This window comes from Bacillus sp. AFS012607 (genome assembly GCF_002558005.1).
Lineage (GTDB): Bacteria > Bacillota > Bacilli > Bacillales > Bacillaceae_G > Bacillus_A > Bacillus_A thuringiensis_S.
The window spans coordinates 19,155-43,725 of record NZ_NTVM01000039.1 but is presented as its reverse complement, the minus strand read 5'-3'; the positions used below and the strand labels follow the sequence as shown (position 1 = coordinate 43,725).

Below are 24,571 nucleotides of genomic sequence, written 5' to 3'. Positions count from 1 at the left end.
AATTTAAAAGGAGGAACAAAAGATGAATGCAGGTATGATGAATATCGTTATGATTGTTGCGATGTTTGCGATTTTCTATTTCTTATTAATTCGCCCGCAACAAAAGCGTCAAAAAGCAGTTGCTCAAATGCAAAACGAATTAGCAAAAGGTGATGCTATCATAACAATTGGTGGCTTACACGGTACAATCGAATCAGTAGATGACACGAAAATTGTTATTAAATCTGGTGGTTCACACTTAACTTTCGATCGCAATGCGATTCGTGAAGTTGTGAAAAACTAATGTGGAAGGCCCTGCATGAAATGTGCAGGGCCTTTTTTAGTTACTTTGCTTTGACATATTTACACCGAAAATACCACCGAGTGTACTCGCCCCCATTAATGCTAATTGATAAAGTAATTGTGAGTTCGATAAAGTTTGAGAAAAGCCTAAATAGTTAACTAGAAAAACGAGTATAGTGAACGTGAGACCTGTTGTGAGACCTACCAGCCACCCTTTCCCCTGTGCTTTGTTGCCAGCAATAAAACCAGACATAAGCATAGATAAAAGAGCGAGTATAAAAATAGTAACGGCTAATGTCCCTTCGTTTATATTCGTAAACTTTAATAAAAGAGCCATAATCATGCTAGTAAGAGATGCGAGAATTAATAGTGTAGTAATACCGAATCCGATTGCAGTGGATAATTTTTTCGTTCCATCCATTTATACATTCCCCCTTTTTAATACAAGCATATTTTCCTTTTGTCTAAGTTAGACTAGTTTCTTTTTTATAGGGGAGTCTATACGTAAAAAAGGAGATGTAGAAATGGAATGGATATCAATAATTGGACGGACAATGCTTTTGTATACCATCATCTTAATTATTTTTCGTCTTATGGGTAAACGTGAGATAGGAGAGCTAAGTGTATTAGATTTAGTCGTATTTATTATGCTTGGAGAAATGGCTGTAGTAGCAATTGAAAATACCGATAAATCACTTTGGCATCAATTAATTCCGATGACTTTTCTTATGTGCATCCAAATTATTTTGTCAGTCATTTCCCTAAAGTATCAACGCTTTCGGCATTTAATAGAAGGTGAGCCGGCTATTCTTGTAAACGCGGGGAAGATTGATGAAAAGAAGATGAGAAAGCAACGTTATAATATAGATGATTTAATGATGCAATTAAGGGAGCAAGGAGTTGGAGATATTCGGGATGTAGAATATGCTATTTTGGAACCGTCTGGGAAGTTATCTGTCTTTCAAAAACAAAAAAATAAACAGGATGTATTGCAGTTTACTCTTCCTCTTATTATTGATGGAGAAATTCAATCTAGTCATTTACAAATGATTGAACATACAGATGAATGGCTTATTGAGAAATTAAAAAACTTAGGTTATAACGATGTGACACAAATTTTATACTGTAGTTTTCAAAACGGAAAATTTTTTGTTGATGTAAAAGAAAATTAGAGATTTATTCTTTGAAAGAGTAAGAATGATTAGTTTAACTAATAATCAGTGGAGATTACCCCACTGATTAAAGTTTCAACTTATTTCAAAAATGAAAGTTTACGAATGATAGGGAGACGACTTAACTCTTCTTTTCGAATGAGTTTGAAGGTGAAGAGAAGTACGATATAAACAATTGTTGTTAAAGTGATTTCCCATAATGTTTGTATGCCGAGGGAATGAGAGAAAATAATATATTTATGAATATAAAAACCGAAGGCGCCTGCGATACCGATGGCAAGTCCGCCGAAAATATAGTCTTTTGCGTAAATGGTAAATGTAATCTTTTTTAAAACAGTAGCGTAGTGAAGAAATGTTACTGTTACAATATTTGCAGCGATAGCGAGAGCAACTCCCATCATTTGAAATTCTGGCCTTGAGGCTAGTACAAAAATAACAATTAATTTCACGGTGGCGCCAATAAATGTATTCATCATTGCAGCTCTTGCTAAGTTTAAAGCTTGCAAAACAGAGGTCAGTGGACTTTGGAAATAATGAAATAAAAAGCAAGGTGCAAGAAGTTGAATGAATGCTGTTGCGCTGTCTGATCCGTACATAAGAGTTAAAACAGGAGAAGCGAATACATATAATATAACGACAGACCATCCCCCGGTAATTAATGAAATTCGAAGTGCTTGTTGTAAGCGGTGCTCCACTAATTTATGTTGTCTTTTTGCCATCGCTTCACTAATAGAAGGGACGAGCGCTGTAGAAAGAGCGTATGTAATAAAGGCGGGTAGTGATAGGAGCGGGAATGCATAACCGTTTAACATGCCGTATTGCTGGGTTGCAACAGAAGCAGCGACACCAGCGATTGCTAAGCTTTGCATAACGACAATAGGTTCAAAAAAATATGAAACGGAGCCGATTAAACGACTTCCTGTAGTGGGAAGAGCTATATCCATAAGGGAATAAAATGTTCCTTTGCTCTCCTTTACAGTAGTGAAAAATCCAGAGCGTATTGATAAATGTTTTTCGCGCTGAAATAACGTGAGTAAAAATAATAAGGATGCAACTTCACCGAGAACAGCTGATAACATAGCACCGGCTGCAGCATATTCTACGCCGTAAGGTAAAAATAATTGAATGCATATAGCGATAATGGTAATGCGGACAACTTGTTCTAGAACTTGTGCATAAGCGCTAGGTTTCATATTTTGTTTCCCTTGAAAGTAACCGCGCAAAACAGAAGAAATGGCAATAACAGGAACGACGGGCAAAATGGCTATTAATGGATAGTACGTTCTTTCGTCGGTTAATAATGTTTTTGCTAAAATAGGTGTGAGGAACATAATTCCGATTGTTAATATGATACTAATAACGGATGTAACAGCTAGTGATACAGTTAATATTTTTTTAACTCTTTGTTTATCGTTCACAGCTTCCGCTTCTGCTACAAATTTTGCGATTGCGACAGGAAGACCGATTTGTGTTAATGTAATTGCTAAAATGAATGTAGGAACGGCCATCATATAAAGACCAACGCCTTCTTCACCTAAAATACGTGCCATTACTATACGATTGATGAAACCGAGTATTTTTGTAATAAATCCGGCTATCATTAAAATAAATGCGCCTTTTAAAAAGCTTTGTCTCGTCATGTTCTTCTCCTACCTTCTCAAAATCAATGGAATGATTTACAATAATTTATATGCACGTACGAGACAAGAATGACAAGCATTTAAGAGAGTGAACTATGATAGCGCTCTTGAAAGTAGTTATTGCTGTCCATTAGAGCGGGATTAAAGCGACTTTTTCGTGCTGAAATAAGAAGGAGATGTTATAGATGTTAGATAAAGAGGCTTTGGTAGAATCATACCGCGGACAGTTACAAGTCGTTTTAGAAAGTAAAGTAGAAGAGTTTCACATGTTCGGTTACGACCGAGTGACAGATGATGATATTTGGAAGTTTCTCAAAGTGAAAAAGTGGAAAAAGATAGACAGTGATGTTAGATTATATGAATTGGTAAATGATGTATTAAGAGTAAGTGCTAATGAGTATATGACATATTTAACTGTTGAAGCGTACCAAGCGCCACTTTGGTCATTTGATGAGTACGAAAATAAATAACCGACTGCAATTGGTTTGTTCTTCCTTTTGCAGTATAATGATATGTATTGATAAAGAGGAAATAATTATGTCTAAGATTATATATAAAGGAGGTAGTGAAGAGGAAAATAAATGATGAAAGTCTAGGTAGTGTAAAAGCTTACCTATACAGCTAGTGATGAACTAGCAAAAATTATAGAAAGGAAGTCTACTAACTAGGCGTATGCACACGTATAAAAGTGAATCGTAAGAGATTTATTTAAAGTGTTAGTAGCAGAAAGAGGGTACATATGGCAAAGCGTGGTACGAGAATTGCCGCCTTTTTCCTCATCGTCTTATTAATCGGTGGAGTAATTGGTGCGGCGGGAAAAGACATAGCAAAAGGAATTAGTCTAGGACTAGACCTTCGCGGTGGTTTTGAAATTCTGTATGAAGTAAAACCAGCCAAAAAAGGTGATAAAATCGATCGAGACGTACTTGTAAGTACAGTAGGTGCTCTTGAAAATCGTGTCAATGTTCTCGGTGTAAGTGAGCCGAACATTCAAATCGAAGGGCAAGATCGAATTCGTGTACAGCTTGCTGGTGTACAAGATCAGCAAAAAGCACGTGAAATGTTATCAACACAAGCGAAATTAACATTCCGTGATGTGGATGATAACCTTCTTATGGATGGAACGGATTTAAAAGGCGGCGGAGCGAAGCAAACATTTGATGAGCAAGGCCGTGCGAGCGTAGGTCTTACACTGAAAAGCGCTGAAAAATTCCGTGCAGTAACTGAAAAAATTTCTAAAATGCCACCACCAACGAATTTAATGGTAATTTGGCTTGACTTTGAAGAAGGAAAAGATTCGTATAAAGCAGAATCTGCAAAACCGAATCCGAAGTTCTTATCAGCGGCAACAGTAAGCCAAGTATTTAACCAAGCTGAAGTATCTATCGTAGGTGGAAACTTCACAGTTGAAAGTGCGAAACAACTTTCATCTTTATTAAATGCAGGTGCACTTCCTGTTGATTTAAAAGAAATGTATTCAACATCTGTTGGAGCGAAATTTGGTCAACAAGCGTTAGAGCAAACGATTTTCGCTAGTGCGATTGGTATCGCTCTTATTTTCTTATTTATGCTTGTATTCTACCGTTTACCAGGACTTGTAGCGGTTATTATGTTAGGTCTATACATTTTCGTTACATTACTTGTCTTTAACTGGATGCATGCAGTTCTTACGTTGCCAGGTATTGCGGCGTTAGTGCTCGGGGTAGGTATCGCAGTTGATGCGAATATTATTACGTACGAGAGATTGAAAGAAGAGCTGAAAATTGGTAAGTCCATGATGTCGGCATTTCGTGCTGGTAACCATCGTTCATTAGCAACAATTCTAGATGCAAACGTTACGACTCTTGCAGCAGCTGGTGTGTTATTCGTTTATGGTAATAGCTCTGTAAAAGGATTCGCAACAAGTTTAATCGTAAGTATTTTAGTTGGTTTTATTACGAACGTATTCGGTACTCGTTTCTTACTAGGTTTACTTGTAAAGAGCCGTTACTTTGATAAAAAACCAGGATATTTTGGTGTGAAACAAAAGGATATTATTCCATTAACAAAAGGTGTAGTACATCCGCCAACGAGATTTGATCGTATTAACTTTGTAAATATCGGTCATAAATTCCTTATCTTCTCGATTGTAGTTGTGATTGCGGGTGCAATTATCTTACCAATTTTCAAATTGAATCTTGGTATTGACTTTGCAAGTGGTACACGTATTGACTTGCAATCAAAACAAGCCGTTACGGTGTCTGATGTTCATAAAGATTTTAAAGAATTGAACATTGATGTGAAGGAAGAAAATATTGTACCGACTGGAGATGACAATAAAGGTTTCGCAGTTCGTACATTAGGTGTTTTATCAAAAGATGAAATTGCGAAAACAAAAACATTCTTCCACGATAAATATGGTACAGATCCAAACATAAGTACAGTTTCACCGACAATCGGGAAAGAAATTGCACGAAATGCATTTATCGCTGTACTGATTGCTTCTGCAGTTATCATTTTATACGTAAGTATTCGATTCCGATTTACGTATGCGTTATCTGCAGTGCTTGCGTTACTACATGACGCATTCGTTATGGTTGTTATGTTTAGTATTTTCCAATTGGAGGTAGACTTAACGTTTATCGCTGCAGTACTAACAATCATCGGTTATTCTATTAATGACTCGATTGTTACATTTGATAGAAACCGTGAATTATACAAACAGAAAAAACGAGTTCGCGATATAAAAGACTTAGAAGAAATCGTAAATGCAAGTATTCGCCAAACGCTTGGTCGTTCGATTAACACAGTATTAACAGTGTTATTCCCAGTAATTGCACTGCTTATCTTCGGTAGTGAGTCATTACGTAACTTCTCGTTTGCGTTACTTGTTGGATTAATTGTAGGTACGTACTCTTCTGTTTTCGTTGCTTCTCAAATTTGGTTAATGCTTGAAAACCGTCGTTTGAAAAGAGGTAAAAACAAGAAGAAGGTTGAGAAAGTAGAATCTGAACCGCAAGTATAGAAAAGATGATGTCTCTTTATGAGGCATCTCTTTTTTCGTTTGTGGATACAATAAGATAGCAACTTTTTAATGGGAATAATATGGAAGAAAGTGGTGGTTTTATCGCTGTTTTTGTTAAAATAAAATGATAGGTTAAGAAAAGAAGGGATTTTAATTATGGAAAAAGATGAACGTTTTAAACAGGCCGAGTTTGGTGCTATTGTCGGGATCGTTGGTAATATTATATTAGCAATTGTAAAGGCGGTAATTGGTTATATTGGGAACAGTAAAGCACTGTTAGCAGATGCGGTGCATTCTGCATCAGATGTAATTGGTTCGCTAGCTGTACTTTTTGGATTGCGAGCGGCAAAGCAGCCACCTGATGAAGATCATCCGTATGGTCATGGTAAAGCGGAATCGATTTCAGCGATTATTGTTGCGGTATTATTATTTATTGTGGGACTCGAGATAGCGATTTCGTCTATAAAAGCTTTTTCGCAGGAACTAGAACCACCGAAAGGAATTACGATTTTTGCTGTTGTTCTTTCGATTATCGTGAAAGAAGGAATGTTCCAATATAAATTCCGATTAGGGAAGAGGGTAAATAGTGATGCAATTATTGCAAATGCATATGAGCACCGTTCGGATGTATTTTCTTCAATTGCAGCTTTAATCGGTATTTGTGCAGCTATAATCGGTGGTAAGCTTGGTGTAGACTGGCTTGTATACGCTGATCCGATTGCAGGATTAGCTGTTTCACTTCTTGTTGTAAAAATGGCATGGAGCATTGGAGCGGAAGCAATTCATGCAACGCTTGACCATGTTCTTCATGAGGAGGATGTTATTCCGCTTAGAGAAGCAGTTCTTCAATTAGATGGTGTGAAAAAAATTGGTTCTTTATATGCACGGGAGCATGGTCATTATGTTATTGTCGATATTAAAGTGTCTGTAGATCCATACATTACTGTAGAAGAAGGACACCGCATTGGAAAACATGTGAAAGAAATACTTATGAAACAAGAGAATGTACAAAATGTATTCGTACATATAAATCCGTATTCTCCAAATTAAACATCATTAACATTTTTGTATATAGATATTGCATCGTAGTTTGCATTATATTGTCACCCCTTAATCTGTCTTGTATAATAAACAGGTTAAGGGGTGATTTCGTGTTACAACCGAAGACGCGTTGGAAAGAAAAAGAATATAATGACGAGCGAGTGAGTGAATTAGCAAGTAAATTACAGTTATCGCCACTTGTCGTTTCATTATTCCTCGGTAGAGGACTAGATACAGAAGATAAGATTTTAGATTTTTTAAATACAGAAAATCAAGAATTTCATGATCCATTTTTATTAGAAGGAATGGATAGAACGGTAGAACGTGTAAATAAGGCGATTCAAAATGGAGAGCAAATATTAATATTTGGTGATTACGATGCGGACGGAGTAAGTAGTACGACGGTTTTATATCTTGCTCTTCAAGAATTAGGTGCAGAAGTAGAATTTTACATTCCAAATCGTTTTACAGAAGGGTATGGACCGAACGAAGAAGCGTTTCGTTGGGCGCATAGCGCAGGGTTCTCACTGATTATTACTGTCGACACTGGCATCGCAGCAGTACATGAAGCGAATGTAGCAAAGGAGCTTGGAATAGATCTAATTATTACAGATCACCATGAGCCACCGCCAGAATTGCCAGAAGCACTTGCGATTATACATCCGAAATTAGATGGCGGTGTATATCCGTTTCACTATTTAGCTGGTGTAGGTGTTGCGTTTAAAGTTGCGCATGCACTATTAGGCCGTGTACCAGAACATTTATTAGAGATTGCAGTAATCGGTACAGTAGCCGATTTAGTATCACTTCATGGTGAAAATAGGTTGCTAGTGAAACGCGGTTTAAAACATATGCGTATGACGAAAAATATCGGACTAAAGGCGCTATTTAAAGTTGCTAACGTTTCGCAAAGTGAAATTACAGAAGAGAGTATTGGCTTCTCACTCGCACCGCGTATTAATGCGGTCGGACGTTTAGAAGATGCAGCGCCGGCTGTACACCTTTTATTATCAGATGATCCAGAGGAAGCGAAAGAGTTGGCCGAAGAAATTGATGAGCTGAACAAACTGCGAAAAGATATTGTAAAGCAAATTACAGAAGAGGCTATCGCTGAAGTTGAAAATAACTTCCCACCAGAAGAAAACAAAGTATTAGTACTTGCAAAAGAAGGCTGGAACCCAGGGGTAATTGGAATTGTTGCTTCTAAATTAGTTGAACGTTTTTATCGTCCGACGATTGTATTAAGCATTGATCCTATTAAAGAAACAGCAAAAGGCTCAGCGCGTAGTATTGCAGGATTTGATTTGTTTGCAAACTTATCAGATTGTAGAGAGTTATTGCCACACTTCGGAGGGCATCCGATGGCAGCGGGAATGACGCTACATATGAATGATGTAGATGAATTACGTCGCCGCTTAAATGAACAAGCAGATGCAATTTTAACAGAAGAAGATTTTATTCCAATTACAGCAGTTGATGTTTTTTGCAAAGTAGAGGATGTAACGCTAGCGGCAATTGAAGATATGCAAAAACTAGCACCGTTTGGTATTGGAAATCCGAAACCACGTATTGCAGTGAAAGATGCAGAGTTAGAAAGTATTCGCGCAATCGGATCAGATGGCTCTCATTTAAAAATGGCTCTTCGTGATGGACAAGCAACACTGGATACAATTGGATTCGGTTTCGGTGCATATGCGAAAGAAATCTCTCCAGTTGCAAAGGTATCTGTAATAGGGGAAGCATCCATCAATGAATGGAATAATTTTAAGAAGCCACAACTAATGGTACAAGATATTGCTGTAGAGGCGTGGCAATTATTTGATTGGCGTAGTATGCGTAATGCAGAAGCAAATTTAGCAGAACTTCCGAAAGAAAAAATAACAATGGTGTATTTTTCTGAAGAGGTATTGAATAAATTTTCTTTAGAGGACTATAAAGAAAAGCTTATGCATGCGTCAGAAGTAACGCATTTAGATGATCAATACATCGTGTTACTCGATTTGCCAAAAGGAACAGATGAATTACGTGAGTTATTTAAAGTAGGATTCCCAGCGCGAATTTATACGCTGTTTTATCAAGAGAATAACCATTTATTTAGTACAGTTCCTACGAGAGAACATTTTAAATGGTACTATTCTTTCTTAAACCAAAAAACACCATTTTCTTTAAGACAATATGGAGAACAACTATGTCGTCATAAAGGTTGGTCAAAAGATACAGTAAATTTCATGACACAGGTGTTTTTTGAGTTAGAATTTGTTACAATAAAAGATGGCGTCATTTTTATGGCAGACAAAAAACAAAAGCGTGATTTAATTGAATCGAACACATATCGTGAGAAAATGAACCACTTACAATTAGAAAAAGAATTGGTTTATAGCACATATCAGCAACTATATACATGGTTTGAAACGATTCGTAATCATAAAGAAGTAGAACAGTTAGGGTAAAGGATTTGTATTTACAAACCTTTTAGATCTGAGGAGGATTCAGAAATATGGATTTCAAGCAACATATCGCAATTGTACCGGATTATCCGAAAGAAGGTATTGTGTTCAAAGACATTACACCTTTAATGAATGACGGTAAAGCATACAAAGCAGCAACAGATGCAATCGTTGAGTACGCAAAAGAAAGAGATATCGATGTTGTAGTAGGACCAGAAGCTCGTGGTTTCATTATCGGTTGCCCAGTTTCTTATGCGTTAGAAGTAGGATTTGCACCAGTTCGTAAATTAGGGAAATTACCACGTGAAGTAATTACAGTTGACTACGGTAAAGAATATGGTAAAGATGTTTTAACAATCCATAAAGATGCAATTAAGCCAGGTCAACGCGTATTAATTACAGATGATCTATTAGCTACAGGTGGAACAATCGAAGCGACAATTAAGTTAGTTGAAGAGCTAGGCGGAGTTGTAGCAGGAATTGCATTCTTAGTAGAGCTTACTTACTTAGATGGTCGTAAAATGTTAGATGGTTACGATGTATTAGTATTAGAAAAATACTAATCACTATATAGGTAAAACTACGGTGATAAAAAGTACCCGTGAATCTCTTGGAGAGGAGCGGGTACTTTTGTATAATTGAACAAAAAATCATGGTGAAATGTCAGTAAAATCTTTTCCTTTTCACAATTCACAATCATTGGGTTATAATGATAGAATATAATTTATTCTATTAAATAAAGATAAAGTCAATTTTCAATAAAAGGTGATTCGATGGCAAATGAGCAGGTACTAACAGCTGAACAGGTACTCGAGAAAGCAAGTCAATATTTAGCGGATGAAGATATTGAGCTAGTGGCACGTGCCTATGAATATGCACGTGATGCGCATAGCGAACAATATAGAAAATCGGGTGAACCGTATATTATTCATCCGATTCAAGTTGCAGGTATTTTAGTTGATTTACACATGGATCCAGCTACGGTATCAGCAGGTTTCTTACATGATGTAGTGGAAGATACAGAGATTACGTTAGAAGATATTGAACGGGAATTTAACAAAGAAATTGCTATGCTTGTTGATGGTGTTACAAAGCTTGGGAAAATCAAATATAAATCTCACGAACAACAACAAGCAGAAAACCATCGCAAAATGTTTATTGCAATGGCTCAAGATATTAGAGTTATTTTAATTAAACTAGCTGATCGTCTTCATAACATGCGTACATTGAAACATTTGCCTCAAGAGAAGCAGCGTCGCATAGCGAATGAAACGTTAGAAATCTTTGCACCTTTAGCACATAGACTCGGAATTAGTACTATTAAATGGGAGCTAGAGGATACGTCACTTCGCTATTTAAATCCACAGCAATATTATCGTATTGTAAATTTAATGAAGCGTAAACGTGCAGAACGTGAAGAATATTTAGACGAAGTAATGACTGGTATTCGTGAGAAATTAAAAGAAGTTGCAATTCAACCTGAGATTTCTGGAAGACCGAAACATATTTACAGTATCTATCGTAAAATGGCACTGCAAAATAAGCAGTTCAATGAAATTTACGATTTATTAGCTGTACGTGTTGTTGTAAATAGTATTAAAGATTGTTATGCGGTGCTTGGAATTATTCATACGTGCTGGAAGCCGATGCCAGGTCGTTTTAAAGATTATATTGCAATGCCAAAAGCAAATCTATATCAATCTCTTCATACGACCGTAATTGGACCGAAAGGTGACCCACTTGAAGTGCAAATTCGTACGAAAGAAATGCACGAAATTGCAGAATTCGGGATTGCGGCACACTGGGCGTATAAAGAAGGAAAAACAGCAGAAACAACAGGTACATTAGAGAAGAAACTCACATGGTTCCGTCAAATATTAGAATGGCAAAATGAAGCTTCTAATGCAGAAGAATTTATGGAGTCATTAAAAATTGATTTATTCTCTGACATGGTATTCGTCTTTACACCGAAAGGCGATGTAATGGAATTACCACTTGGATCGGTTCCGATTGATTTCGCGTATCGTGTCCATTCGGAAATTGGGAATAAAACAATTGGTGCAAAAGTAAACGGTAAAATGGTGACGCTGGATTATAAATTAAAAACAGGCGACATCATTGAAATTTTAACGTCGAAACATTCCTATGGCCCAAGTCAAGATTGGGTAAAACTTGCTCAAACATCTCATGCAAAAAATAAAATTCGTCAATTCTTTAAGAAACAACGTAGAGACGAAAATATTGAAAAAGGCCGTGAACTTGTTGAAAAGGAAGTACGTGGTCTAGAGTATGAGATGAAAGAAGTATTAGCGCCTGATAACTTAAAACGCGTCGCTGAGAAATTTAACTTTGCAAATGAAGAAGATATGTTTGCAGCAGTTGGATATAGCGGAATTACAGCTTCGCAAATTGTTACGCGACTAACGGACAAGTTCCGCAAACAACGCGAAGAAGAAGAGATTGTTGAAGTTAAAGAAGTTCGTAAACCGATGAAAATTCGAAAATGGGATTCTGGTGTAAAAGTAAGCGGTGCTGATAATTTATTAATCCGTTTATCGAAATGCTGTAACCCAGTTCCGGGCGATGATATCGTTGGATATATTACAAAAGGCCGAGGCGTATCGATTCACCGCCGTGATTGTGTAAATGTTCATACAGAAGAAGCTGTAGAAAGATTATTAGAAGTAGAGTGGGAAGGTAGCCCTGAAAAAGAAATTGAGTATAACGTTGATATTGAAATTTCAGGTTACGATCGCCGTGGTTTATTAAATGAAGTACTGCAAGCTGTTACAGAGACGAAAACGTACATTTCAGCTGTTTCTGGTAGAAGTGACCGTAATAAGATGGCGACAATTAATATGTCAATCTCAATTCGTAACTTACAACATTTGAAAAAAGTAGTAGAACGCATTAAACGTGTTCCGGAAATTTATGCAGTACGACGCATGATGCATTAATAGGGAGTGTAGAAAGATGAGAGTTGTTTTACAACGATCAAAGAAAGCGTCTGTCACGGTAGACGGTGAGATCGTAGGACAAATTCCGTTCGGTTTAACATTACTAGTTGGCATTACGCACGAAGATACAGAAAAAGATGCAACTTACATTGCGGAAAAAATTTCAAACTTACGTATTTTTGAAGATGAGAGCGGAAAGATGAATCATTCTGTACTTGATGTAGAAGGACAAGTTCTATCTATTTCGCAATTCACATTATACGGAGATTGTCGCAAGGGGAGACGTCCAAACTTTATGGATGCTGCGAAACCTGACTATGCAGAGCGTTTATACGATTTCTTTAATGAAGAAGTTCGCAAACAAGGATTGCATGTAGAAACAGGGAAATTCGGAGCAATGATGGACGTTTCTTTAATCAATGATGGTCCGGTGACCTTAATTGTAGAAAGTAAATAGTGTTGATAAAAAAGAGAGGGTTATATAATCCTCTCTTTTTTATACATTGTTGTATGTTTTGTTCATTTATCATACGATTAATTTGAAGGGGAATAAAAGGAAAAGAAGGTGTAGTATGCTTCAAGAATTTAATATAGCTTTACGTTTTATGCTAGAGTTATGTATTCTTGGGATTGTTGGATACTGGGGGTTTCGAGTAGGAACAACAACAGCTATAAAAATTACACTTGCTATTATTATTCCGATTGTTGTTGCTGCCATTTGGGGGTTATTTGGAGCTCCACATGCAGAATGGGAAGTAAAAGGTATATTACATGTATTATTAGAAATTATCGTATTTGGAGTAGGTGTTGCAGCATTATATCATTTGAAGCATCATATGCTAGCAAGTGGACTGGCTATTGTTATTGTTATAAATCGAATACTAATGTTTATTTGGAATCAATAGCAGTTTCGGTTATGTATAACTCTCTCATCAATATGGAACAATAAAAAGTAAAACATCCATATTGAATGTGAGGGATATACGTATGCGCATGAATGAAAAAGGGCATTCTGTTACAAATGGTGCAAATCAACTATTTAACGTGAATTTTCATGATTTTATTTCAAAAGAGCAAAACAATACTTCAATGGAGCTTGCTTCCGAGTTTGGGATTTCTCTTCAAGATGTAAAGCGTCTAAAGAAGCAGATTGAACGTTCTTAGAGCACTTGACAATCCTACTTAACAAACGTATAGTAATTTTATATTTACATATGAATATAACCGTTGATAGAGAAGAGTAAATGAGACACACATGGAAAGAGAAGGAATGTCTTAGGCTGAAAACATTTCTGCATGATGACTGATTGAATGACACTCTAGAGGTTTCAACTTGAACGGCATATATGCTTAGTAGGGATGAACGCATATTTAAGCGTTATTAAAAAAGTGGAAGCATACGTGCTTCAATTAGGGTGGCACCACGGGTATAATACTCTCGTCCCTACTGTTTAAACAGTAGAGGCGGGAGTTTTTTTATTTTTATTAAGATTAAAACAATTTGAGGAGGAACTGAATATGTCTATTCAAATCCCACGCGGAACGCAAGATATTCTTCCAGGCACTGTTGAGTTATGGCAGTATATCGAAGGGCAAGCACGCGAAATTTGCCGTCGTTACAATTATAAAGAAATTCGTACACCAATTTTTGAGCACACGGAGCTATTTTTACGTGGTGTTGGTGATACGACAGATATCGTACAAAAAGAAATGTACTCATTCCAAGATCGTGGAGAGCGCAGCTTAACATTACGTCCAGAAGGTACTGCACCTGTTGTACGTTCTTACGTTGAAAATAAAATGTTTGGTGATGCAACACAACCAACGAAATTATACTATATCGGTCAAATGTTCCGTTATGAAAGACCACAAGCAGGTCGCTATCGTCAATTCGTACAATTCGGTATCGAAGCAATCGGCAGTAATGATCCTGCAATTGATGCAGAAGTAATTGCACTTGCTGTTGAATTTTACCGCGGCATGGGCTTAAAAAATATTAAAGTTGTATTAAACAGTTTAGGTGATGCAGCGAGCCGTCAAGCACACCGTGATGCATTAATCGCACACTTTGAGCCACGTATCGGCGAATTCTGCTCTGACTGTCAATCTCGCTTAGAAAAGAACCCACTTCGAATTTTAGACTGTAAGAAAGACCGTAACCATGAATTAATGGGAACAGCACCATCTATTACAGAATACTTAAACGAAGATTCAGCAGTATACTACGACAAAGTTCAAGAACTATTAACGATGATGGATGTTCCATTTGAAAAAGATCCGAACTTAGTACGTGGTTTAGACTACTATCAACACACTGTTTTTGAAATTATGAGTGAGGCAGAAGGTTTCGGTGCGATCACTACATTAAGCGGTGGTGGCCGTTATAACGGACTTGTACAAGAAATCGGTGGACCAGAAATGCCAGGTATCGGTTTTGCAATGAGTATTGAACGTTTAATTATGGCGCTAAAAGCTGAAAATATTGAATTACCACTTGAACATAGCATTGATTGTTACGTTGTAGCGCTCGGTGAAAAAGCGAAAGACCATGCTGCAAAAGTTGCGTTCAATCTTCGTAAAGCTGGATTGTCAGTTGAAAAAGATTATTTAGATCGCAAAATGAAAGCACAATTTAAATCAGCAGATCGTCTAAAGGCGAAATTTGTAGCTGTATTAGGAGAAGATGAGCTGGATAAAGGTATCATTAACTTAAAAGATATGGCAACAGGTGAACAAGAAGAAGTAGCGTTAGATGTATTTGCTTCATACGTAGCAGAGAAATTAATATAGGGGGAACTTACAGTGGCTGAAAGAACACATGCATGTGGAAAAGTAACAGTAGAAGCTGTTGGACAAACAGTTCAATTAAAAGGTTGGGTACAAAAACGCCGTGACTTAGGTGGATTAATCTTTATCGATTTACGTGACCGCACAGGTATCGTACAAGTTGTATTTAACCCAGAAACATCAAAAGAAGCGTTAGAAGTAGCAGAAACAATTCGTAGTGAATACGTATTACACGTAGAAGGTACAGTTGTTGAACGTGGTGAAGGCGCAATTAATGACAATATGGCAACTGGTCGTATTGAAGTACAAGCAACAAAAGTAAATGTACTAAATGCAGCGAAAACAACGCCAATTATCATTGCTGATGATACAGATGCATCAGAAGATGTGCGTTTAAAATATCGTTATTTAGACTTACGTCGTCCTGTAATGTTCAACACATTCAAAATGCGTCACGACGTAACAAAAACAATTCGTAATTTCTTAGATACAGAAGAGTTTTTAGAAGTCGAAACACCAATTTTAACGAAAAGCACGCCAGAAGGAGCTCGTGACTATTTAGTACCAAGTCGTGTACATGATGGTGAATTCTATGCATTACCACAGTCACCACAGTTATTTAAACAGCTTCTTATGGTCGGCGGATTTGAGCGTTACTATCAAGTAGCACGTTGTTTCCGTGACGAAGATTTACGTGCGGATCGTCAACCAGAATTCACGCAAATCGATATCGAAGCTTCATTCTTAACACAAGATGAAATTTTAGATATGATGGAGCGTATGATGACGAAAGTTATGAAGGATGCAAAAGGTGTAGAAGTTAGTGCACCATTCCCTCGTATGAAATATGCTGATGCAATGGCTCGCTACGGTTCTGATAAGCCAGATACACGCTTTGAAATGGAACTAACAGACTTATCTGAGTTTGCAGCAGGTTGTGGATTTAAAGTGTTTACAAGTGCTGTAGAAAGCGGCGGACAAGTAAAAGCAATTAATGCAAAAGGTGCTGCAAGTAAATACTCTCGTAAAGACATCGATGCATTAACTGAATTTGTGAAAGTATACGGTGCAAAAGGTCTAGCTTGGCTTAAAGTTGAAGAAGACGGCCTAAAAGGACCGATTGCGAAATTCTTCGGTGAAGAAGATGCAAACGTGTTAATGACTACATTAGAAGCTACTGCTGGCGACTTATTACTATTTGTAGCAGATAAGAAGAGCGTTGTTGCAGATAGCTTAGGCGCACTTCGTTTACGTCTAGGTAAAGAGCTTGAGTTAATTGACGAAAGTAAATTTAACTTCCTATGGGTAACTGATTGGCCACTTCTTGAGTACGATGAAGATGCAGATCGTTACTTCGCAGCTCACCACCCATTCACAATGCCATTCCGTGAAGATGTTGAGCTACTAGAAACAGCACCAGAAAAAGCACGTGCACAAGCATATGACCTTGTATTAAACGGTTATGAGCTTGGTGGCGGATCACTTCGTATTTACGAGCGTGACGTACAAGAAAAAATGTTCAAAGCACTTGGATTCTCACAAGAAGAAGCGCAAGAGCAATTCGGATTCTTATTAGAAGCATTCGAATACGGTACACCACCACACGGCGGAATCGCATTAGGTTTAGACCGTCTTGTTATGTTACTTGCAGGCCGTACGAACCTTCGTGATACAATTGCATTCCCGAAAACAGCAAGCGCAAGCTGCTTATTAACAGAAGCTCCAAGCCCAGTTGCAGAAGCACAGCTTGAAGAATTGAACTTAAAATTAAGCTTGAAAGAAGAGAAGTAAGAATAGGGTCTAGATGGTTATACTATAACCGTCTAGACTTTTTTTGAGAGGAAGTTTAAAAAAGTCCGGTTCAGATGGAGGTCGCATCTCGTCGTTACTTCGCCAGTCCGGTGCTCGAGTAGTTAAAGCTACACTGCGCTCCTCCTGGCATAAGCGCCTCGAGCTGCTCGTCCCTCTGAATCCTCCTTTTTAAACATGTATTGAAGAGGAAGTTTAAAAAAGTCCGGTTCAGATGGAGGTCGCATCTCGTCGTTGCTTCGCTAGTCCGGTGCTCGAGTAGTTAAAGCTACACTGCGCTCCTCTTGGCATAAGCGCCTCGAGCTGCTCGTCCCTCTGAATCCTCCTTTTTAAACATGTATTGAAAGGGAAGTTTAAAAAGTCCGGTGTACACTATGTTTTCATTTTCGAAATATGTATTTTTAGGAATTCTATAACTTTTTCTATACAAATAGTCGGAAAAACGCTAGAATACATGGTAGACCATTTTTGTAATAGGAGTGTAGAGCTGAATGTTACATCAATTTTCACGTAATGAATTAGCCTTCGGTAAAGAAGGACTTGAAATATTAAAAAATAGTACAGTCGGTATTTTAGGAATTGGTGGCGTAGGGTCATTTTCGGCAGAAGCGTTAGCACGTTCTGGCGTAGGACGTCTCGTATTAGTTGATAAAGACGTTGTAGATATTACAAACGTAAACCGTCAAATTCATGCTTTAGTATCTACTGTAGGACGTTCAAAAGTAGAATTAATGAAAGAGCGTATTGCAGACATTAATCCGGAATGTGAAGTAATTGGACTAGAAATGTTTTATACAGATGAAACATATGAAGAGTTCTTTAAACACGGTTTAGATTTCGTAGTGGATGCATCTGATACAATTACGTTCAAAATCCATTTAATTAAACAATGTTTACGTCGTAAAATTAAAATTATCTCATGTATGGGTGCAGCAAATAAAATGGACCCAACTCGTTTCCGTATTGCGGATATCTCTAAAACACATACAGATCCAATTGCGAAAGTAATTCGTACGAAGCTTCGTAAAGAGGGTATTAAAAAAGGTGTAAAAGTTGTCTTCTCTGACGAGAATCCAATCGTAATTCGTGAAGAAGTACGTAAAGAGATCGTACCAGACGAAAATGCAAAAATTCGTAAAGCGAAATTACCACCTTCATCAAATGCATTCGTACCATCTGTGGCAGGCTTAATTATGGCAAGTCACGTTGTACGTGAACGTATTAAAAACGTAGAAGTGAAACGTGTGGGGCAAGAATAAAGTGAAAGCATATATCCATTTTGGATATATGCTTTTTTATATGTATTAAAGAAATAAAAATATTTGCATTACTACTAGTTCAAATGTGAGCAAGGCTAGTAAGTAATGATTATATTTACCCAATCTATTTTGGGCGTTTCTTTGTATGACAGGGAGGAATGTTATTGTCAATCTTTGTCGTTAAATCGATATCCTTTGTCGAATCGTTGATATATTGCAAGTTGTGATAGATATATTTGAAAAATCGTTGATATAATTTCAATTACCGATATATATGGTTCACCGAAAACAAACAAGGATGTCACTTTTTTAACTAAGTGACATCCTTGTTTTTAATTCTCTGCAGAATAAATAATATCTAAATTCCCGTTTTGATCGGTTTTGAAAATCGGGGCAATTTGATCTTCTTGCTCTTCGACTGAAACAAGTTTTCGAGCACGATCCATAATTCTAACAAGCATCGCGTAATCTTCTTCGATTGCTTGTTGTTTTTTTGTGAGTACCGCTAATTTTGCTTCAAGTTCATTATTCGTTTTTTGTAGGGAAGTGAGCTGATTTTGTAATACATCATTTTCAGTTTGCAACTTTGCGATTGAAGGGTTATTATGTTCCATGTTTTGCAAAAATGAGATGACATTTTGCATTGTAAGTTCCTGTTTACTTGGCGTAATATCTTCTGAAAACTCAGCATCGATTACGAGTTGTTTCGTTTTCGTGAACTGATCTTTTTCTATTTTAGCTTCAGAACGTTTTAATTCTTTACGTTGTTTTTTTGCAATCTGCACTGCATCTTCGTAATTCGCTCGTACTTCAGCATTCCATCTAAAGCCACAAGCTGCTGAAGTGCGGTTCAACGCATCGCCGACTTCATCAAATGCTTTTATTTGTGTACTTCCGCTGCGAATATGTCGTAAAACAGTTTCTGCTAAAAGGAGATCATCTTCTTTTGTCCATGCATCTTGACGTGTTTTCATAAGCGAAGCCTCCATAATGGTGACGTTTTCGTTTATGTTACCCTTTATTTTTCGTTTTATTCGAAGTTTGTAATCTTTCATAAACAGTAGAAAGTGCTTGCTCAAATTTTCCTGTCGTTTTCGGTTTATAATATTGCTTGTTTTTTATTTTATCAGGTAAGTATTGTTGCCTTACCCAGCCGTTTGGATGGTCGTGTGGATATAAATATCCAATGCCTCTTCCAAGTGATTCTGCGCCTTTGTAATGACTATCTTTTAAATGGCTTGGAATATCACCTGTTTGATCGTTACGTAAATCATGTAGTGCAGCATCCAGTGCTTTATAAGCTGAATTTGATTTTGGTGATAAGCATAGCTCGATAACGGCATTTGCAAGTGGGATGCGTGCTTCTGGGAATCCGACTCGTTCAGCTGATTCAATTGCAGCTAGTGTACGCGGTCCAGCTTGTGGGCTAGCAAGTCCAATATCTTCATAAGCCATAATAAGAAGGCGTCTGCCAATACTTTGTAAATCACCTGCTTCAATAAGGCGTGCTAAATAATGGAGCGCTGCATTTACATCACTTCCGCGCACTGATTTTTGAAATGCTGATAATACGTCATAATGAGCATCGCCGCCTTTGTCGTGAACGAAGCTCTTCTTTTGTAAGCATTCTTCTGCAATCTCGAGTGTGATTTCAGCCGCTTGATCGTCTGTAGTAAAGCTGGATAATACAGCAAGCTCAAGTGCGTTATAAGCGGAACGCATATCACCACCAGAGGCGTTTGTAAAGTGATGTAGTGCTTCATCTGTTATCGTTACAGCATATTCTCCAAGGCCTTTTTCTTTATCTTCTAAAGCTCTTTTTAACCCAATTAAAATATCATCTTCTGTTAGTGCGTGTAATTCGAAAATTTGACATCTGCTTCGAATAGCGGAGTTTATTGCATGGAATGGATTACTTGTCGTTGCACCAATTAAAGTAAGAAGTCCGCTTTCTAAATGAGGTAATAGAAAGTCTTGCTTTGCTTTATCTAGACGGTGAACTTCATCTAAAATTAAAACGAGGTGTCGATGCATCTTCGCTTCTTGTACGACAACTTCCATATCTTTTTTATTGTGAGTAACAGCGTTTAATAGACGAAACGGGGTACCGGTACTTCCTGCAATTGCACTGGCAATGGATGTTTTTCCTGTACCTGGAGGACCGTATAAAATCATAGATTGAAAATGATTTGCTTGGACCATTCGCCATAAAATCTTTCCTTCACCAACTAAATGCTGTTGCCCAATAATTTCTTGAATATTTGTAGGGCGCATTCGATGTGCGAGTGGTTGTTTCATTTAGACCGTCTCCCTTAACATATAATCTCGTTCTATCGTATCATTTTTTTCTACGGAATTTGAAATAGTATGCTGTTTTATGGGAAAAATGAAGATGAATATTTTCATTTTTCTTTCAATTGTAATAATTCCCGAGTTTTTCAATGTGATTTTATGTTATCATTTTGATACACAAGTTGAAATTTCTTATAATACTATATTATGCTATAATTTCATAGGATTTTAAATTGTGTTCTTTTTATAAATAAGATATAACCAATAGAAGTGAAAATTTGAAAAGAGGTGCAAAATAGATGAAGATTTCAACAAAGGGCCGCTATGGCTTAACAATTATGATCGATCTTGCAAAAAAGTTTGGTGAAGGTCCGATTTCATTAAAATCAATTGCGCAGGCGCATGACTTATCGGAGCATTACTTAGAGCAATTAATTTCACCACTTCGTAACGCTCGTCTAGTGAAGAGTACGCGAGGTGCATATGGCGGATATGTATTATCTGATCAACCAGCTAACATTACAGCTGGGGATGTGATCCGTGTATTAGAGGGACCGATTAGTGTTGTAGAAATGATAGAAGAAGAAGAGCCAGCACAGCGCCAGTTATGGATGCGTGTTCGTGATGCGGTGCAAGAAGTGTTAGATAGTACAACGTTAGAAGATTTAGTACGTTATGAGGAAGAAAATCACGGGGGCTATATGTTTTACATTTAATTCCTTGTGAAACGATTTGGAAAGAAGGAGATTTAATGGAACGCATTTACTTAGATCATGCTGCGACATCTCCGACTCACCCAGAAGTGGTCGAAAAGATGATTCCATATATGACAGAAATATTCGGGAACCCGTCTAGTATTCACTTTTATGGACGTCAAACTCGTCACACAGTAGATGAGGCGAGACGAGTGTGTGCACGCAGTATTCATGCGAATCCGAATGAAATTATATTTACGAGCGGTGGTACAGAAGCTGATAATTTAGCGCTTATAGGTGTAGCACGTGCGAACCGTCATAAAGGTAATCACATTATAACGACGCAAATTGAACATCATGCGATTTTGCATACGTGCGAATTGTTAGAGCGTGAAGGGTTTGAAGTGACATATTTACCTGTCGATGAAACAGGGCGCATTCAAGTTTCTGACATACAAAAGGCATTAACCGAAGAGACGATTCTTGTATCTGTTATGTTTGGGAATAATGAAGTAGGGACAATGCAACCAATTGTAGAAATAGGAAAGCTACTAAAGGAGCATCAAGCTTATTTCCATACAGATGCGGTACAAGCTTATGGTTTGGTAGAAATTGATGTGAAAGAGTTTGGTATTGATTTATTATCCATTTCAGCCCATAAAATTAACGGACCAAAAGGTGTAGGGTTCTTATACGCTGGTGCAAATGTGAAATTTGAGCCGTTATTAATAGGCGGAGAGCAAGAAAGAAAACGCCGTGCTGGTACGGAAAATGTGCCTAGTATTGCTGGGCTTCAGCATGCAATTCTTATTGCTGAAAAAACTCGTGAGCAAAAAAATGCCCAATATGAAGAGTTTAAAGATATAATGGTATCTGTCTTCAAAAATGAAGGCATTACTTTCGAGGTAAACGGAAACTTAGAACATCGCTTACCGCATGTGCTTAATGTAAGTTTTACAGGAATGAACATTGAACCGTTTCTTGTGAACTTAGACCTAGCTGGCATTGCAGTATCAAGTGGTTCTGCTTGTACAGCTGGTTCGATTGATCCATCACATGTATTAGTAGCGATGTTTGGAAAAGACTCCGATCAAATACGTTCATCCGTACGCTTTAGTTTTGGGCTTGGAAATACGAAAGAGCAAATTGAAAAAGCGGCGTACGAAACAGTGAAAATCGTGAAGCGATTAACACAAAATTAGCATGGGAGGTGACATGATGAACAAACTACCTCACGAAACACGCGTTGTCATCGGAATGTCCGGTGGCGTCGATTCATCTGTAGCAGCACTTTTATTAAAAGAGCAAGGTTATGATGTAATCGGAATTTTTATGAAAAACTGGGATGATACAGATGAGAATGGTGTCTGCACAGCAACTGAAGATTACAATGATGTAATTGAAGTGTGTAACCAAATCGGTATTCCGTATTATGCAGTAAACTTTGAAAAACAATACTGGGATAAAGTATTTACGTACTTCTTAGATGAGTACCGAGCTGGTCGTACACCAAATCCAGATGTAATGTGTAATAAAGAAATTAAATTTAAAGCATTTTTAGAGCATGCAATTGCGCTTGGTGCTGATTATGTAGCAACAGGCCATTATGCACGCGTTGCTTATATGGACGGCGAATATAAAATGCTTCGCGGCGTTGATGACAATAAAGATCAAACATACTTCTTAAATCAATTAAGCCAAGAGCAATTATCAAAAACAATGTTCCCGTTAGGTGAATTAAAGAAACCGCAAATTCGTGAAATGGCGAAAGAAGCTGGCTTAGCGACAGCGGCGAAAAAAGATAGTACAGGTATTTGCTTCATTGGTGAGCGTAACTTTAAAGATTTCTTAAGTAACTACTTACCAGCGCAACCAGGTGTAATGCAAACATTATCTGGTGAAGTGAAAGGAAAGCATGACGGTTTAATGTACTATACAATTGGACAACGTCATGGACTTGGAATTGGTGGTAACGGTGATCCGTGGTTTGCTGTTGGGAAAAACTTGAAAGAAAACATTTTATATGTTGATCAAGGATTCCATAACGAACTTCTATATGGTGATGAAGTTATTGCTACGAATGTAGGATGGGTAAGTAACAAAGTAAAAGAAACAGAATTTAAGTGCACGGCGAAATTCCGTTATCGTCAAGAAGACAATAAAGTAACGGTTCAAATCGTTGATGAAAATACAGTTCGTATTCTTTGTGATGAGCCAATTCGTGCAATTACACCAGGACAAGCAGTTGTGTTCTATGATGGAGATGAGTGCTTAGGCGGTGCTACAATTGATGAAGTATACCGTAGTGGTAAGAAATTGGATTATTTAGGATAAATGAGAAGCCTCTGCCGATTAGCGGTTAGAGGTTTCTTTTACATAAAGCGAATTTTCGTTCGCTTGGAAAATACATTCTTTGTTATAATTTGTTGTAGAGGTGAAGGACATGTCAAACAAACTTGAAACAGGTATTCAATATATGCAAGAAGGAAATTGGGAAGAAGCAGCTAAAAATTTTACAGAAGCAATCGAAGAAAATCCAAAAGATGCGCTTGGATACATTAATTTTGCAAATTTATTAGACGTATTAGGTGATAGCGAACGAGCGATTTTATTTTATAAACGTGCACTAGAGTTAGATGATAAATCTGCAGCTGCCTATTATGGTTTAGGAAATGTATATTATGGCCAAGAGCAATTTACTGAGGCGAAAGCTGTATTTGAACAAGCAATGCAAGCTGGATTACAATCAGCTGATGTAACATTTATGTTAGGTATCACACATGTACAGCTTGGAAATGATCGTCTTGCACTACCATTCTTACAAAGAGCAACAGAATTAGATGAAAACGATGTGGAAGCTGTATTCCAGTGCGGACTTTGCTTCGCTCGACTAGAACACATTCAAGAGGCGAAACCTTATTTTGAAAAGGTATTAGAAATGGATGAAGAGCATGCAGATGCGTATTACAATTTAGGTGTTGCGTACGTATTTGAGGAAAATAATGAGAAGGCTCTCGCTTTATTTAAGAAAGCAACTGAAATTCAGCCAGATCACTTTTTAGCGGGTAATGGCGTTCGTTTATTAGAGCAAGAAGCTGAATAAGATAAAAATATAGTTTAATGGGTAGTTATCCCTCATCTAAAGAGGTGGGGGATGTACTGCTCATTAAAGTGAAAATATCGGAA

The 24,571-nt window shown here is 37.4% G+C and carries 22 protein-coding genes and 1 other annotated feature; of the genes, 18 read left to right on the top strand and 4 right to left on the bottom strand.

Going from position 1 to position 24,571, the window contains the following annotated elements; all coding sequences use genetic code 11:
- The first annotated feature begins 22 nt into the window (after positions 1–22).
- Positions 23–283 (top strand): preprotein translocase subunit YajC, encoded by a 261-nt coding sequence (yajC, locus tag CN409_RS28755; protein ID WP_000991113.1) that lies wholly within the window; start codon positions 23–25, stop codon positions 281–283.
- A gap of 36 nt (positions 284–319) precedes the next feature.
- Here the strand turns inward: yajC and CN409_RS28750 are convergent, their stop codons facing one another.
- Positions 320–703: a TIGR04086 family membrane protein gene (locus CN409_RS28750; protein ID WP_000349145.1), complete on the bottom strand. Its 384-nt coding sequence runs from the start codon at positions 701–703 to the stop codon at positions 320–322.
- A 103-nt stretch (positions 704–806) separates the two neighbouring features.
- Here CN409_RS28750 and CN409_RS28745 point away from each other — a divergent pair, with 103 nt between their 5' ends.
- The gene (locus CN409_RS28745) at positions 807–1,454 is read left to right on the top strand and encodes a DUF421 domain-containing protein (RefSeq protein WP_000454822.1); all 648 of its coding nucleotides are present in this window, start codon (positions 807–809) and stop codon (positions 1,452–1,454) included.
- 80 nt (positions 1,455–1,534) lie between these two features.
- Here CN409_RS28745 and spoVB read toward each other — a convergent pair whose 3' ends face one another.
- Positions 1,535–3,094 (bottom strand): stage V sporulation protein B, encoded by a 1,560-nt coding sequence (gene spoVB / locus CN409_RS28740; protein ID WP_000198293.1) that lies wholly within the window; start codon positions 3,092–3,094, stop codon positions 1,535–1,537.
- 185 nt (positions 3,095–3,279) lie between these two features.
- Here spoVB and CN409_RS28735 point away from each other — a divergent pair, with 185 nt between their 5' ends.
- The 12 genes from CN409_RS28735 to CN409_RS28675 all read left to right on the top strand — a co-directional run bounded on the left by CN409_RS28735 (position 3,280) and on the right by CN409_RS28675 (position 18,398).
- Positions 3,280–3,564: a post-transcriptional regulator gene (locus CN409_RS28735; protein WP_000884549.1), complete on the top strand. Its 285-nt coding sequence runs from the start codon at positions 3,280–3,282 to the stop codon at positions 3,562–3,564.
- 269 nt (positions 3,565–3,833) lie between these two features.
- The gene (gene secDF / locus CN409_RS28730) at positions 3,834–6,098 is read left to right on the top strand and encodes a protein translocase subunit SecDF (protein WP_001119057.1); all 2,265 of its coding nucleotides are present in this window, start codon (positions 3,834–3,836) and stop codon (positions 6,096–6,098) included.
- 156 nt (positions 6,099–6,254) lie between these two features.
- Positions 6,255–7,148: a cation diffusion facilitator family transporter gene (locus tag CN409_RS28725; protein WP_097981569.1), complete on the top strand. Its 894-nt coding sequence runs from the start codon at positions 6,255–6,257 to the stop codon at positions 7,146–7,148.
- A 101-nt stretch (positions 7,149–7,249) separates the two neighbouring features.
- Positions 7,250–9,589, top strand: coding sequence for a single-stranded-DNA-specific exonuclease RecJ (gene recJ / locus CN409_RS28720; protein ID WP_000941227.1), 2,340 nt, complete (start codon positions 7,250–7,252; stop codon positions 9,587–9,589).
- A gap of 47 nt (positions 9,590–9,636) precedes the next feature.
- Positions 9,637–10,149, top strand: a complete 513-nt coding sequence (locus CN409_RS28715) for an adenine phosphoribosyltransferase (protein ID WP_000346215.1) — start codon at positions 9,637–9,639, stop codon at positions 10,147–10,149.
- Positions 10,150–10,359: 210 nt separating this feature from the next.
- Positions 10,360–12,543, top strand: coding sequence for a GTP diphosphokinase (gene relA / locus CN409_RS28710; RefSeq protein ID WP_001262795.1), 2,184 nt, complete (start codon positions 10,360–10,362; stop codon positions 12,541–12,543).
- Positions 12,544–12,559: 16 nt separating this feature from the next.
- Positions 12,560–13,000: a D-tyrosyl-tRNA(Tyr) deacylase gene (locus tag CN409_RS28705; protein ID WP_001266969.1), complete on the top strand. Its 441-nt coding sequence runs from the start codon at positions 12,560–12,562 to the stop codon at positions 12,998–13,000.
- A 115-nt stretch (positions 13,001–13,115) separates the two neighbouring features.
- Entirely contained in the window at positions 13,116–13,448 is a 333-nt protein-coding gene (locus CN409_RS28700) for a YrdB family protein (protein ID WP_000938750.1), read from the top strand.
- A gap of 82 nt (positions 13,449–13,530) precedes the next feature.
- Positions 13,531–13,707, top strand: a complete 177-nt coding sequence (locus CN409_RS32120; protein ID WP_001242605.1) for a hypothetical protein — start codon at positions 13,531–13,533, stop codon at positions 13,705–13,707.
- A gap of 54 nt (positions 13,708–13,761) precedes the next feature.
- Positions 13,762–13,992, top strand: a binding site (T-box leader).
- 69 nt (positions 13,993–14,061) lie between these two features.
- The gene (gene hisS / locus CN409_RS28690) at positions 14,062–15,333 is read left to right on the top strand and encodes a histidine--tRNA ligase (protein ID WP_000027086.1); all 1,272 of its coding nucleotides are present in this window, start codon (positions 14,062–14,064) and stop codon (positions 15,331–15,333) included.
- 12 nt (positions 15,334–15,345) lie between these two features.
- The gene (gene aspS, locus CN409_RS28685) at positions 15,346–17,121 is read left to right on the top strand and encodes an aspartate--tRNA ligase (protein ID WP_000840901.1); all 1,776 of its coding nucleotides are present in this window, start codon (positions 15,346–15,348) and stop codon (positions 17,119–17,121) included.
- 509 nt (positions 17,122–17,630) lie between these two features.
- The gene (locus CN409_RS28675; RefSeq protein WP_000903182.1) at positions 17,631–18,398 is read left to right on the top strand and encodes a tRNA threonylcarbamoyladenosine dehydratase; all 768 of its coding nucleotides are present in this window, start codon (positions 17,631–17,633) and stop codon (positions 18,396–18,398) included.
- Between the two features lie 332 nt (positions 18,399–18,730).
- On the opposite strand, the gene CN409_RS28670 is transcribed toward CN409_RS28675, so the two are convergent.
- On the bottom strand, positions 18,731–19,372 hold the full coding sequence (locus tag CN409_RS28670) for an RsfA family transcriptional regulator (protein ID WP_000857697.1): 642 nt from the start codon (positions 19,370–19,372) through the stop codon (positions 18,731–18,733).
- 37 nt (positions 19,373–19,409) lie between these two features.
- Entirely contained in the window at positions 19,410–20,696 is a 1,287-nt protein-coding gene (locus tag CN409_RS28665; protein WP_000812913.1) for a replication-associated recombination protein A, read from the bottom strand.
- A 293-nt stretch (positions 20,697–20,989) separates the two neighbouring features.
- Here CN409_RS28665 and cymR point away from each other — a divergent pair, with 293 nt between their 5' ends.
- The 4 genes from cymR to CN409_RS28645 all read left to right on the top strand — a co-directional run bounded on the left by cymR (position 20,990) and on the right by CN409_RS28645 (position 24,488).
- Positions 20,990–21,406: a cysteine metabolism transcriptional regulator CymR gene (cymR, locus tag CN409_RS28660; protein ID WP_000704116.1), complete on the top strand. Its 417-nt coding sequence runs from the start codon at positions 20,990–20,992 to the stop codon at positions 21,404–21,406.
- A 35-nt stretch (positions 21,407–21,441) separates the two neighbouring features.
- Complete coding sequence (locus CN409_RS28655; RefSeq protein ID WP_000439891.1) at positions 21,442–22,587, top strand: cysteine desulfurase family protein; 1,146 nt, start codon at positions 21,442–21,444, stop codon at positions 22,585–22,587.
- 16 nt (positions 22,588–22,603) lie between these two features.
- Positions 22,604–23,719, top strand: coding sequence for a tRNA 2-thiouridine(34) synthase MnmA (mnmA, locus tag CN409_RS28650; protein ID WP_001038011.1), 1,116 nt, complete (start codon positions 22,604–22,606; stop codon positions 23,717–23,719).
- A 109-nt stretch (positions 23,720–23,828) separates the two neighbouring features.
- Positions 23,829–24,488, top strand: coding sequence for a tetratricopeptide repeat protein (locus CN409_RS28645; protein WP_000066406.1), 660 nt, complete (start codon positions 23,829–23,831; stop codon positions 24,486–24,488).
- Positions 24,489–24,571: the final 83 nt, after the last annotated feature.